The sequence below is a fragment of the Asticcacaulis sp. DW145 genome (assembly GCF_037101385.1).
GTDB lineage: Bacteria > Pseudomonadota > Alphaproteobacteria > Caulobacterales > Caulobacteraceae > Asticcacaulis > Asticcacaulis currens.
Genome location: NZ_AP029025.1, coordinates 1,139,562 through 1,151,650 on the forward strand (window position 1 = coordinate 1,139,562; position 12,089 = coordinate 1,151,650).

Consider the following 12,089-nt stretch of genomic DNA (forward strand, 5'->3'; position numbering starts at 1 on the left):
GGTCAGAGAGGCCAATAACCATGTCGGACATCGACGCGAAAATCGAAGCCGAAGCCGCCGACTGGGCCATCCGGGCACAGTCGGAGACGATCGGCGAAGCCGAGATCGTCGCTCTGATCGACTGGCTCGACACTTCACCGCGCCATGCCCGCGCCTATGCCGAGGCTCTGGCCCTGTGGAACGCGCTGGACGCCGATGCGCCCGCATCCAGCGAAACCCCCATTGTTCGCCCCCTGCCCGTGCGTCAGCCGACGCGCCGTTTCGGCCTGATGGCCATGGGCGCCAGCGGACTGGCTGCCGTCGTGGCGGGCGTCTTCCTTCTGGCCTCCGGCACCCTGTCGCCGACCGAGGTCTATGCCACGCAGAAGGGACAACGCCAGTCCGTCACCCTGGCCGACGGCACGCAACTGATGCTCAATACCGACACCCACCTGTCGGTAAAGATGACCGCCTCGGCGCGCACCGTCACCCTCGACCGTGGCGAAGTGGCGGTGACCGTGGCGCACAAGGCCAATCAGCCCTTCCGCCTGCGCACCGGCGACCTGACCCTGACCGACATCGGCACCGAATTCAATGTCGCACGCCTCAATGGCGAGGTGCGCGTGGCCGTGCGTGAGGGCGAAGTTGAGATGGCCGATGGTCGCGCGGCAACGCGCCTGCGACCCGGTGATATGGGCACTTACCGCGAAGCGTCGGGCACCCGGCACCTGGCCAAGGCCGACCCGTCGGAGGCCTTTGCGTGGCAATCATCCCGTGCTATCTATCGCAATCAGCCGCTGTCCGTCGTGGCCGCCGACCTGAACCGGTATTTCGATAAGCCGATCATCGTCGAAGGCGACGCCGCGCAGTTGAGGCTGAATGCCATCCTGACCCTCGATTCGCAGTCTGCGGTTGCCGGGCGTATAGCTGAGTTCTTACCGGTCGATGCCCGCACGACGCCCGAAGCCATCTATCTGCGCCAAAGGGCTTCTGACCGCTAGCGTTTGCGCTGCGGTATTCAGCGTCTCTGCCGCTCAGGCGGCCGATCGTCGCCACGCGCTCGACCTTCCCGCCCGTCCCCTGACCCAGTCCCTGATCGCGCTGGCTGCCCGCAGCGGCATTTCCGTGGGCGGCGTCGATCCGGCCCTGTGCGCCGCCACCCCGCGTGCCGTCAAAGGCCATCTGTCGGCACAGCAGGCCCTGCAAAAGCTCCTGTCCGGCAGCCAATGCCGCGTCGAGCGCGTCGATGCCGTCACCTATCGGCTGGTCCGCGATACGCAGCCCCTCGCGGTCGTCGCCCGTCCCGCCGCACCGCCTGCGCCCCGCGCCGTCGCGCCGCCGTCCGATGACGACATCCCGCTGATCATCGTGCGTCACCCGACGCGCCTGTTCGACACGCCGGCCGGGGTCAGCGTCGTCGCGCCGCCCATGCTGTCGGGCAATGATACCGATCTGTCGAGCCTGGCCCCCCACGTCGCGGGCATGACCGTCACCAATCTGGGGCCCGGGCGCGACAAGATCTTCCTGCGCGGGGTTTCCGACAGCGTGCTGACCGGCCGCACCCAGTCGATGGTCGGGCTTTATCTGGACGATACGCCCATCACCTATAATGCGCCCGACCCCGACCTTCTGCTGGTCGATATGGCGCGCCTCGAAGTCCTGAAAGGACCGCAGGGCAATCTGTACGGTCAGGGGGCCCTGTCGGGCGTCGTGCGGCTGGTCACCAACAAACCGCTGCTCGATCATTTCGAAGGCGAAGCGGGCGTCGCCCTCGGTACGGCCTCCGAGGGCAAGCCGTCGTGGCGCACCACCGGCATGATCAACCTGCCCCTGCCGGGCGAAGCGGCGGTACGCGCCGTCCTGTGGGATGAAAAATCCGCCGGATTCATCAAGGATGTGGCCCTTACGCGCAACGCCAGCAACGACACCGAACGTTCGGGCGGACGTCTGTCCGTCAAGTGGCAGGCCACGCCGGGCCTGAGCTTCGATTCGACCGTGACCATGCAGGACCTGCGCTCGTCCAACAGTCAGTACGTCATGGGGCGCACAGGCTCCTATCGCCGCGCCCTGTCTCTGGCCGAGCCGCACGACAATATTTTCCAGAACCTGGCGATGGGGGTGACGCACGAAAGCGCGTCCGGGACGTGGCGGGTATCGCTCAACCGGTTACGTCACAAGATTCACACCGGGTATGATGCACAGCCCGTCGGGCGCTACGTCTCCGTGGCCAATTCCGGCGTTTTCTTCTTCGAGGAGGATCAGATCATCCGTCTGTCCAGCCTCGAAGCCAGTTACGTCTCGCCGTCCGACCGTCCGGTCCGTTGGCTGGCCGGGGTGTTTGCGGCCCGAAGCGAAGAAAGTTTTACCCCGCTGCTGATCGACGTCTATACCCGGCGCACCCTCTATGACGAGGATCGCTCCGACCGTATCGACGATGCCGCCGCCTTCGCCAAGATCACCTGGGACCTGACGCCGAAGTGGACCTTGTCGGCGGGTCTGCGGGCGCAAAGGTCGCGTCACCGCACCCTCAGCGATATCGCGCGGGTGCGCCTTGTGGACTATGCCACCAGCGGGCGCATCACTGGCGTCATCAATGCCAATCCGGTGACGCACGAACTGATGCTCAGCTATCAGCCCTCCGCCTCGCTGATGCTCTATGCCCTGTCGTCTGACGGGTTCCGCACCGGCGGCTTCAACACCACCACGGCTCAGAAGAGCATCGTCCCCGGCACCTATAAGGGGGACCGTCTGTCCAGCCTTGAGACCGGTCTGAAATACCGCGCGCCGGATGGCCGTCTGCGGGTGGACGCCGCCCTTTTCCATATCGAATGGCGCGATATCCAGTCCGATCAGTTGCGCCCCACCGGCCTGCCGGTGACGCTGAATATCGGCGATGGGCGTAATACCGGCCTCGAAATCGAAGGCGGGTGGCGACCCATAGACGACCTGACGCTGCAACTGCGGGCGCAGTTCAGCGATCCCAACCTGCATAAGACCAATCCCATCTATGCCAAGGTGCGCGAAGAGGGGATGCCCTATATTTCACGTCGCATGGCCAGTCTGAGCGCCCAGTGGCGCACGCCGCTGTTCACCCTGCCGCTGGAGAACACCGCCGTCCTGTCATACCGCGACGGCTCGCCCCTCAACTACGGCATCAGCCGCATCATCCGCATGAAGGGCTATGTCAATCTCGATCTGGGGAGCACCGCCGATCTGGGGGCCTATACGCTGGCCCTGCGCGTGACCAATGCCACGGGCAACAAGAGCAACAGCTTCGCCTATGGCAACCCGTTCGCCCTCGACACCGCCTCGCAAAATACGCCCCTGCGCCCGCGTACCTACTGGCTGTCGGTCAATCGCCGCTTCTGAACCTCTCCAAACATTAGAGCGTATTTCGTTCATTCTGAATCGAAACAACGCTCTAAGTTTTTGGTTTACTGCGCTTTTTATCCGAAAAGTGCATCCCACTTTTCGGAAAGCGCTCAAAGGCCGCCCTGCAAGGCAGGACGGCCGGATCAGGGGCGGGGCGTTTGCCTCAGTCCTTGTCGATCACCGCTTCCAGACGCGGTGCGGGATCAATGTCGCGGCGGGCATAGGCGTCGCGGGCCGCATCACGCGCGCGATCCCAGCTCAGATCGCCGCGCTCCGGATAGGTGTCCCAGCGATGGCGCAACTGCTCGTCGCTGAGGTCGTTGAAGGCCGTACCTTCGTGTTCGCCGTAAAGGTCGTAGCCAAAGCGATAGGCCGGGCGAAACTGACCATAGCTCTCTTCCGCTCCATAGGGCCGGTTGGCAAAGTCGCGTTGCCAGAAGGCATCATGCTCGTTCCAGTCGCTTAAGGGGCCGTTGGTGATAAGGTCGTTCATCATATCCTCCTGTTTTATTGACATTAATTCTGTCCGCACCCCGATAAGAAAGCGATCCGGAGACGGGCCTGCGATGATAAAAACCCCCCTCTCTGGCGATATAAAAAACCCCATCCGGAGGGGTGGCCGGACGGGGTTTTCGCTGAGTGGCCCTCAGTGCCCCGGAGGGGCGGCGGGGCTGACCGATGCCCGTCGGCGGGCACCGGTTGAGGCCTTTAGCTCAGGTCAGCCGACTTACTGAGCGGGCTGCTGAGCCGGTTCAGTGGCCGGAGCCGGCTCCGTGGACGGCGAAGACTGCGCGCCCGAAGAGTCCGCCGGGGCCGAGGTCGCCGCAGCGCCCGACTTGGCGAGCGAAGACGCCTTCAGGGCCATCTGGTCGGCGCTCAGGGTACCGGTGACGGTCACTTCATCGCCGATGGCGAAGGGTTGGCCGTCAGACGTAGCGGCCGAGGCGTCAACGGCGATTTCCTTGGCCGCCGGGGCCTCACCGACCTTCAGGGTGAAGGTGCCGGCCTTTTCGCCCGCAGCGGCGATCTTGCCGGTCAGGGTGGTGGAGGCCGCCGGGGCTTCGGCCGTGGCCGTAGCGTCGGTCGAAGGGGCCGTTTGCGCCAGGGCCGGAGTCATGGACAGGGCGGCACCGGCAATGGCGAAGGCGGCGATCTTGGTGGTCAGGTTAAAACGGGTCATGGTGGGGTTCCTTTCGGTTCCAGTTGAATGTGTGTCCGTGGCGCTTTCCATCCGCGCATCCGGTGCGAACAGAAAGACCAGCCGGTGTCTCCCCCTTGAAAGGGAAAGCCTGCGTGCTGGGCGTTCAAGCTGTGTGGCTCAACAGCGCCCCGGCTGAGTTTCAGGCTACGGACCGGGGGGTAAGTAAACCATCGGGAACCGGCCCCTGTACGCGTCATCTGCGGGTAAAACACGCTTTGGCCGCAATGCGGAAGGCAGGGCCGCATTTCCGCCGCAGCCGCGCCGCCGCTGGCGGGCCGCCGCGTCTAAGCCCTTGCGGTAGCGGTAAAAAGCGCAAAATCCTTAATCGCCGCAATGCGGCCATTCCGCGACACACCGTGTGATCCGGATAAGCGGTCGATAAGCTCAGCGGATCATTTTGTCAGGCCTGCGTAAGGACCGGAAATGGCGCGCGTGACTCAAAATCCACATCGTCGGCAAAAGTTTTACGGATTCGCAGGTCGCCTCGCGCTTATGCTGACATTAATACGCGCCAAATGGGCTAAACCTGCGCTGATCTTGTGTTTGGTCGCGCATGAGCCCAAAAACCGTTTCACACGTTTTGGCATGCGCTCAGGAGCAGACAAAATGAGCGACGGACGGACGCGCTGCGGCTGGGTCAACGAAAGCAAGCCGCACTATGTACACTACCACGACCACGAATGGGGCGTGTCGGTCCACGACGACCGCCTGCTGTTCGAAATGCTGATCCTTGAAGGCGCACAGGCCGGGCTCAACTGGGAAACCATCCTCAAACGCCGCGACGCCTACCGTGCCGCCTTCAAAGGCTTCCACATCGCCGCCTGCGCCGCCCTGAGCGACGCCGAGCTTGAGGCGCGGATGCACGACGACGGCATTATCCGCAACCGCCTCAAGATCGCGTCGGTGCGTAAAAACGCCCTCGCCTTCCTGGCCATTCAAAAAGAGTTGGGCAGTTTTGACGCCTATCTGTGGGGCTTTGTCGGGGGTCAGCCGCAGCGCAACCGCCCGCAGACCCTGCGCGACGTGCCCGCCTCAACGCCCGTGTCCGACGCTCTGTCGAAAGACCTCAAAAAGCGCGGCATGAGCTTTGTCGGCTCCACCATACTCTACGCCTATATGCAGGCGGTCGGTCTGGTCGATGACCACGTGGCAAGCTGCTTCCGGGCGGCGAAGTAACCAAAAGAGCCTCCGGCGGGCAGGGGCTTGGCCCCTGCACCCATTAAAGGCGCAGCAAGGCCGCCCGCTCCTGCGGCGTCAGCAGCCGCCACTGGCCTTCGGGCAGGTCGCCGATCTCCACCGGACCGATGCGCGAGCGGTAGAGGTCGAGAACCCTAAGTTCGCACATGTCGCACATGCGGCGGATCTGACGGTTGCGGCCTTCCTTCAGGATAAAGCGCAGGGTCTGTTCCCCTACCTGCTCGACCACGGCGGGTTTCAGCTTGCGCCCGTCCAGCTCCAGCCCGTGCCGCAGCCATTTCAGCTTGGCCTCAAAAATGGGCCCGCGCACCCGGACGGTATAGTCCTTCTCCAGCTCGCTGTCCGGTCCGATAATCGCCTTGGCCAGGACGCCGTCCTCCGACAGGATCAACAGCCCGCGCGAGTCCTTATCCAGCCGCCCGACCGGCGCCAGCTTCGAATCCTGATCGGGCCATTGGGTGAGCTGCCCCCAGTGGTTCGGGCGGCGGATCATGCGCACCGCCGGAGTCTCGCCGGCTTCGGGCTGCCCCGACACAATACCCACCGGCTTGTGATAGACGACCGTCAGCTTGGCATCGAGCGATGCCTGCGCGTGCGGATTGAAGCTGACGCTCTGTCCCGCCTCGACCTTGCGCCCCGCATCGCGCACCACCTCACCCTCGACGCTGACCAGCCCGTCGGCGATAAAGGCGTCGGCTTCGCGGCGCGAACAGACGCCCGATTGCGCCAGCCATTTATTGAGGCGGATCGGCTCAGCGCCGTCATAGATGCGGGTAAAGGGTGCAGACATGCCGCCCTCCCTAACGAAAAACGAAGGATGGCGCGAGTCTTGTTTTGGGCGTGCGGCCCCCTATACTGATCCCATGTGCGGACAATTCCTGGCCCTGAAAGCGTGGCGCGACTTTCTGATCAGCCTCGGCATGACCGATGAGGCTGTGGCTGAGGTACTCAACGATGTGGTCAAACCCACCGACGCCTACCCTATCGTCACCGCCGGGCCACGGATGACGCACGCGCGCTGGGGGTTGATCCCCGGCTGGGCGAAGGCGACGCCGAAAGCCTCGACCTTCAATGCGCGTATCGAAACCGCGGCGGAAAAGCCGACCTTCCGCGACGTCTTTGCCCGGCGTCACGCCCTGGTGCCGGTGGCGGGTTTCTACGAATGGCATCAAGGTCGCCGCCACCGCATCACGCGCCGCGATGGCGAACCGCTGGTGCTGGCCGGGCTGTGGGAAGGCGACACCTTCACCATACTGACCCGCCCGGCGCGCACGCAGATGGCCGCCTTGCACGACCGCGAACCGGTGATGGTCGGGCGTCGGCAATGGCAGGGCTGGCTCGATAACAGTGTCTTCGATCCGGCCCTGCCGCCCGATGACCTGTTCGATATTGTCGATGATGACGCGGCCCCGGTGCAGGACACGCTGTTTTGAGCCTGCTCGACGACATCGCCGCCTGCCGGGTATGCGAAGCGAACCTGCCTTTCTGGCCTCGGCCGGTGCTCCGCGCCGCAGACCCCGCCGCGTGCGTGCTGATCGTCGGTCAGGCACCGGGCACCAAGGTCCACGCCTCGGGCATTCCGTGGGACGATGCCTCGGGTCAGCGCCTGCGCGACTGGATGCAGGTGACACCGGAGTCCTTCTATGACCAGAGCCGCTTCGCCATCCTGCCGATGGGCCTGTGCTATCCGGGTCGGGGAAAGAGCGGCGACAATCCCCCGCGCCCGGAATGCGCTCCCCTGTGGCACGCCCGGGTGCGGCAGACCCTGCCGAACATACAACTGACCCTGCTGATCGGGGCCTATGCGCAGGGCTATTATCTCAATGATAGCCTCGGCCTGACCGAACGCGTGCAACAGGCCGATCAGTACGGCGCGTTTTTCCCGCTGGTGCACCCTTCGCCGCGTAACCGCCTGTGGCTGAGCCGTCATCCGTGGTTCGATGCTGAAATCGTGCCGCAACTGCGCGCGCGTTTGCGAGGTCTGGGCCTTTAATCTCCTCTCCTCCCTGCGGCTTTGCCGTGGGGAGGTGGCGCGCAGCGCCGGAGGGGGATGACTCTAAAGCCCCGGCCGCGCTAAAAAGCCTGGAGTCATCCCCCTCCGCCTCGACACGCTTCGCTTGCTCGGCACCTCCCCATGGCTGCGCAACAGGGAGGAGGGATTATTGCCCCTTCAATTCGGCCCACGCCTGTTCCGTGATACGCGTCGCGGCCTGAAGGCCCATCGCCACCATAATCAGGGCCACAATGGCATCCGGTAGCGTATTCTGCGTGAAATACACCCCGACCGCCGCCCCCAGCACCATCAGATTGCCGATGGCGTCGTTGCGCGTACACAGCCACACCGACATCATGTTGGAATCGCCTTCGCGGTACTTCCACAGCAAAAGCGCCGAGCCGACATTGGCCGCAACCGCCAGAAGACTGATCAGGCCCATCACCTCGGCGCGCGGCACATCGCCCGTATAGACCTGCCACAGGGTCGTGCCCATAATCCACAAGGCGAAGACAAACATACTGGCCGCCTTGAGCAGCGAGGTCCTGGCCCGCACCCTGACCGCCGCCGTCAGTACAAACAGGCTGAGCGCGATATTGGCCGCATCCCCGGCAAAGTCGAGGGAATCGGCCAGCAGGGATTTCGACTGGCTTTGCAGGCCGGCACCGATTTCGACGAAGAACATTGCGGCATTGATGGCCATGACCCACCACAGGGCGCGGCGATAGGCGGGATCGGTCGCCGGGCCTATGTCGTGGCTGTGGCCGTGAGGATCGTGCCCGTGATCGTGAGAGCTGTGATCGTGATGATGGGAATGCGTGGACATAGAACCTCGTTCAGCAGGCAAACAGCTTGCGCCTTTTCATCTGCCGGGTGCAAGCTATTATCCTGATCAGGGTTGCAGCCCCGTCAGGCCCGGCCTATGTGTAGCCAAAGTCATTACAGATCACGCGAGGTACCGCCATGTCCAGCCCGAAGCTTATCGCCCTTTCCGGTTCGCTGCGTAAAGCGTCCTACACGACGGCCCTGCTGCGCACACTGGCGGCCAACGCCCCGGCCGGTGTTGAAATCGAGGTGGCCGAAGTCGCCGATATTCCCGTCTATAATCAGGACCTTGACGTCGAGCCCTATCCGGAAGGCGTGGCGCGTCTGCGGGCGCAGGTTCAGGCGGCGGACGGCGTTCTGGTCGGTAGCCCGGAATATAATTACGCCATGCCGGGATCGACAAAGAACCTGCTCGACTGGCTGTCGCGCCCCTATGGCAAGGCGGCGCTGGCGGGTAAGCCAGCCCTGATTATAACCACCTCACCGGCCTCGACCGGCGGCGTGCGGGCGCAGGCGCAGATTCGCGGGACGCTGGCGGCCATTGGTGCACATCCGCTGGGCGGCGCCGAGGTGGTCGTACCCTTTATCGACAAGAAGACCACCGACGGCGTGTTTACCGACGAAGGCACGCTGAGCTTTATCGAAGCTCAGGTCAAACGTCTGGTCGATGAGATCGAGGTACGTAAGAAGTAAGGGATTTCGACCACCAAAAACCCGAAAAGCACGAAAAGGCTGTCCCACTGCCATGGCCCGAAGGGCCCCTTGCCATCAGCGCAACTTGCACGAGTGAGGGGCAAGGCGCGCCGAAAGGCTTTGAACCACAGATTACACAGATTGGCGCTGCGCGCCCCTGCGTGACGCAGACACGGATAATCTGTGAAATCTGCGTAATCTGTGGTTTCTAAAAAATCTCACGTGACAAAACACAGCCCTTGATACGTCGGGCGCAGCCCCGTGCCACAGGCTCACATTCGTGTTTTTGGCTTCGCCGAACTACGTTTCGTGGCCAATAGTTTTAAACCAGCCGCACCGACTTTGCGCCGGATTCGTTCAGCAGCAAGAAAAGGTCGATGACCGCCTTGGGTGGGGCCGAACCGAAGTCGATGCGAAACCGCCCGTCTTCGAAACGGAAGCTGTGCAGCACATTGGCCAGCGCCTCGCGGTGTTCGTCCTCGCCTTCGCGCGGCGTGGTCCAATCTTCGAACCACACCTGAAGATCGGCCTTTGACGGCAGGGCGACATCGCTTGACACCACCACATCGTCCCAACGCAGGCGCTCAATGACAATATCCATGCCGTTGATCGTCACGGTAATCGGCTTGAAGCTCAGCATCCGCGACGGCTCAAAGCGCACGACGCGCGGGTCAGCGTCGGTGATCAGATAGTCGGCTACCAGAAGACCGTCGAACAGGGCAGCGTCTTCGGCTTCGAGCAACACCTCAGGCTCGCCGGCATTGCCCGCCATGCGGTGATTTTCTATAAATGAGCGATATTGCTCAAGGTAATGCGTGCGCGCCTGCTGGAGAAAATTCACCAGAGGCCGCAGCCCGTGCTGGGTATAGCGTTCGGAAGCCGTGTCGGTCATATCTGCCCTGATAGCGGTTTCAGGCGACAGACGCCAGACCTACCTGCCCTGCCTAGCGCGTCGATTTGTCGAGCGCGTCGCCGACCGATTCGATATCGCGGCCGACGCCCTTGATGGTGTTGCAGGCCGAGAGGGCCGGCAGGATGGCGATCAGCGAGAGGATGACAAGACTCTTCATAGGGCGCTTCATGGGGCAATCCTTCTGGAAAACAGGATAGATGCAAAACGCTTAATCCGAAACGGCTGCCGCTGGCAATGAGAGAGTCATGCCGGAAGATAAGGGCAAAATAAAGAAGTCATCAATGACTGTGGAACAGGCTCAGCTTTTCCGGTGCCTTGCGCTCCCACAGATATTCATGCAGCGGGAAGACTAGGGTCTGCACCACCGGCTCCAGCAGGCCGATTCCGAACGCGATCGCCCAGTTGCCGGTCAGGATAAAGGCAACGGTCGAAGCGACCAGAACGTGAATGGTCCCGTAGGACAGGGTTTTGGCAATCAGACGCATGGCGGGTCTCCTGCGGAGCGATCTCCGGTGTGTGGTGCCATCATAGGCGCGCGCCTCATAAGAGGGAAATTGATCCTCTTTGAGTTTTAAGTAAGATAAATCTATACCTCCCTGCTGGCGGGGAGGGGGACCGTGAGCGAAGCAAACGGGGGTGGGGTGGACTTTCCGTCCGTCCATCAAACCCAAGACTCAAACGGCGGCTTGCCTTAAGGCGAAGCATAGGCCTAAACAGCCGTATGACTACCTCCCCTTCCATCGCCGTGATCGGTGCCGGCCCCGCCGGGCTGATGCTGGCCGAACGCCTGAGCGCCGCGGGCCTGCGGGTCGATATCTATGACCGTATGCCGTCGGTGGCGCGCAAGTTCCTGATGGCCGGGCGCGGCGGACTGAACCTCACCCATTCCGAGCCTCTGGCGGCCTTTATCGGGCGCTATGGCGTGCAGGCGGCGGCGCTCAAACCCGCCATCGAAGCCTTTCCGCCCAAGGCCTTGCGCGACTGGGCCGACGGGCTTTCGGCCGACACCTTTGTCGGGACCAGCGGGCGGGTCTTCCCCAAGGCGTTGAAGGCCTCGCCCCTGCTGCGCCAGTGGCTGACGCGACTGGAGACGCCAAATTCTGGCATGGGGGTGCGCTTTCATCTGCGCCACACATGGACGGGCTGGGACGGATCAGCCCTGACCTTCGAGCATCAGGGCCAAACCGTGCGCGTCGCAGCCGATGTGACCGTGCTGGCGCTGGGCGGGGCCAGTTGGCCGCGGCTGGGCTCAGACGGCGGCTGGACGCGGTTGCTCAGCGACAAGGGTGTACCCGTCGCGCCGTTGCGCCCGGCCAATATGGGCTTTCGCGTCGGCTGGAGCGCCCTGCTCCGCGACAAAATCGCCGGAGAGCCGCTGAAAAACGTCGCCCTGACCTTTGACGGCCGCACGCGCAAGGGCGAGCTGATGCTGACCCGCGACGGGGTCGAAGGCGGGCTGATCTACACCTTTGCCGCCGCCCTGCGCGACGCCATCGAACGCAAGGGCGCAGCGGTGGCGTCGTTAGACCTCAAGCCCGAATGGTCGGAGGCGCAGATCCAGAACCGCCTGTCGCGCGGGGCCAAAAACGACAGTCTGAGCAATCGCTTACGCAAGACTCTGAACCTGACGCCGGCGCAGATCGCCGTACTGCGCGAAGGCGATCAGCCGGTCACCCCAGCCCTGATTAAGGCCTTGCCCCTGACTCTGACCGGGGCGCAGGGGCTGGCGCGCGCCATATCGAGCGCCGGCGGCATCCGCTTTGACGCTCTGACGGCGGATTACGAACTGAAGGCCCTGCCCGGTGTGTACGCCATCGGCGAAATGCTCGACTGGGAGGCCCCGACCGGCGGCTACCTGCTTCAGGCGTGCTTCAGTCAGGCGGTGTGGACGGCGGAGGCGATCTTGCGTATTTGAA

At 63.3% G+C, this 12,089-nt stretch carries 14 protein-coding genes; 7 read left to right on the forward strand and 7 right to left on the reverse strand.

Annotation, left to right across the window (positions count from 1 at the left end; translation table 11 throughout):
• Positions 1–20: 20 nt before the first annotated feature.
• Both AACH73_RS16435 and AACH73_RS16440 read left to right on the forward strand, forming a co-directional pair.
• On the forward strand, positions 21–980 hold the full coding sequence (locus AACH73_RS16435; RefSeq protein WP_338735899.1) for a FecR domain-containing protein: 960 nt from the start codon (positions 21–23) through the stop codon (positions 978–980).
• Entirely contained in the window at positions 925–3,348 is a 2,424-nt protein-coding gene (locus AACH73_RS16440; RefSeq protein ID WP_272741834.1) for a TonB-dependent receptor, read from the forward strand. Before AACH73_RS16435 ends, AACH73_RS16440 begins: the two co-directional genes overlap by 56 nt.
• A gap of 166 nt (positions 3,349–3,514) precedes the next feature.
• On the opposite strand, the gene AACH73_RS16445 is transcribed toward AACH73_RS16440, so the two are convergent.
• Both AACH73_RS16445 and AACH73_RS16450 read right to left on the reverse strand, forming a co-directional pair.
• Positions 3,515–3,847 carry a hypothetical protein gene (locus tag AACH73_RS16445; RefSeq protein ID WP_338735900.1) on the reverse strand — a complete coding sequence of 111 codons (333 nt, stop codon included), beginning with the start codon at positions 3,845–3,847 and terminating at the stop codon, positions 3,515–3,517.
• A 231-nt stretch (positions 3,848–4,078) separates the two neighbouring features.
• On the reverse strand, positions 4,079–4,531 hold the full coding sequence (locus tag AACH73_RS16450; RefSeq protein WP_272741832.1) for a hypothetical protein: 453 nt from the start codon (positions 4,529–4,531) through the stop codon (positions 4,079–4,081).
• 627 nt (positions 4,532–5,158) lie between these two features.
• On the opposite strand from AACH73_RS16450, the gene AACH73_RS16455 reads away from it, so the two are divergent.
• Positions 5,159–5,728, forward strand: coding sequence for a DNA-3-methyladenine glycosylase I (locus tag AACH73_RS16455; RefSeq protein WP_338735902.1), 570 nt, complete (start codon positions 5,159–5,161; stop codon positions 5,726–5,728).
• Positions 5,729–5,771: 43 nt separating this feature from the next.
• Here AACH73_RS16455 and AACH73_RS16460 read toward each other — a convergent pair whose 3' ends face one another.
• Positions 5,772–6,539 carry a pseudouridine synthase gene (locus AACH73_RS16460; protein WP_338735903.1) on the reverse strand — a complete coding sequence of 256 codons (768 nt, stop codon included), beginning with the start codon at positions 6,537–6,539 and terminating at the stop codon, positions 5,772–5,774.
• A 73-nt stretch (positions 6,540–6,612) separates the two neighbouring features.
• On the opposite strand from AACH73_RS16460, the gene AACH73_RS16465 reads away from it, so the two are divergent.
• Together AACH73_RS16465 and AACH73_RS16470 are read left to right on the forward strand one after the other, a co-directional pair.
• Entirely contained in the window at positions 6,613–7,182 is a 570-nt protein-coding gene (locus AACH73_RS16465; RefSeq protein WP_338735904.1) for an SOS response-associated peptidase, read from the forward strand.
• Positions 7,179–7,742, forward strand: coding sequence for a uracil-DNA glycosylase family protein (locus AACH73_RS16470; RefSeq protein ID WP_272741828.1), 564 nt, complete (start codon positions 7,179–7,181; stop codon positions 7,740–7,742). Before AACH73_RS16465 ends, AACH73_RS16470 begins: the two co-directional genes overlap by 4 nt.
• Positions 7,743–7,908: 166 nt before the next feature.
• Here the strand turns inward: AACH73_RS16470 and AACH73_RS16475 are convergent, their stop codons facing one another.
• Positions 7,909–8,568 (reverse strand): cation transporter, encoded by a 660-nt coding sequence (locus AACH73_RS16475; RefSeq protein ID WP_338735905.1) that lies wholly within the window; start codon positions 8,566–8,568, stop codon positions 7,909–7,911.
• A gap of 137 nt (positions 8,569–8,705) precedes the next feature.
• Here AACH73_RS16475 and AACH73_RS16480 point away from each other — a divergent pair, with 137 nt between their 5' ends.
• Positions 8,706–9,260: an NADPH-dependent FMN reductase gene (locus AACH73_RS16480; protein ID WP_272741826.1), complete on the forward strand. Its 555-nt coding sequence runs from the start codon at positions 8,706–8,708 to the stop codon at positions 9,258–9,260.
• Positions 9,261–9,582: 322 nt separating this feature from the next.
• Here AACH73_RS16480 and AACH73_RS16485 read toward each other — a convergent pair whose 3' ends face one another.
• From AACH73_RS16485 to AACH73_RS16495, 3 genes are all read right to left on the reverse strand, one after another.
• Positions 9,583–10,152, reverse strand: coding sequence for a hypothetical protein (locus AACH73_RS16485; RefSeq protein WP_338735906.1), 570 nt, complete (start codon positions 10,150–10,152; stop codon positions 9,583–9,585).
• Positions 10,153–10,204: 52 nt separating this feature from the next.
• Positions 10,205–10,342, reverse strand: a complete 138-nt coding sequence (locus AACH73_RS16490; protein WP_272741824.1) for an entericidin A/B family lipoprotein — start codon at positions 10,340–10,342, stop codon at positions 10,205–10,207.
• 109 nt (positions 10,343–10,451) lie between these two features.
• Positions 10,452–10,658, reverse strand: a complete 207-nt coding sequence (locus AACH73_RS16495; RefSeq protein WP_338735907.1) for a DUF2061 domain-containing protein — start codon at positions 10,656–10,658, stop codon at positions 10,452–10,454.
• Positions 10,659–10,894: 236 nt separating this feature from the next.
• Between AACH73_RS16495 and AACH73_RS16500 the strand changes: the two genes are divergently transcribed.
• A complete protein-coding gene (locus AACH73_RS16500) occupies positions 10,895–12,088 on the forward strand; it encodes a TIGR03862 family flavoprotein (protein ID WP_272741822.1) in 1,194 nt (397 codons plus the stop codon).
• Position 12,089 lies beyond the last annotated feature (1 nt).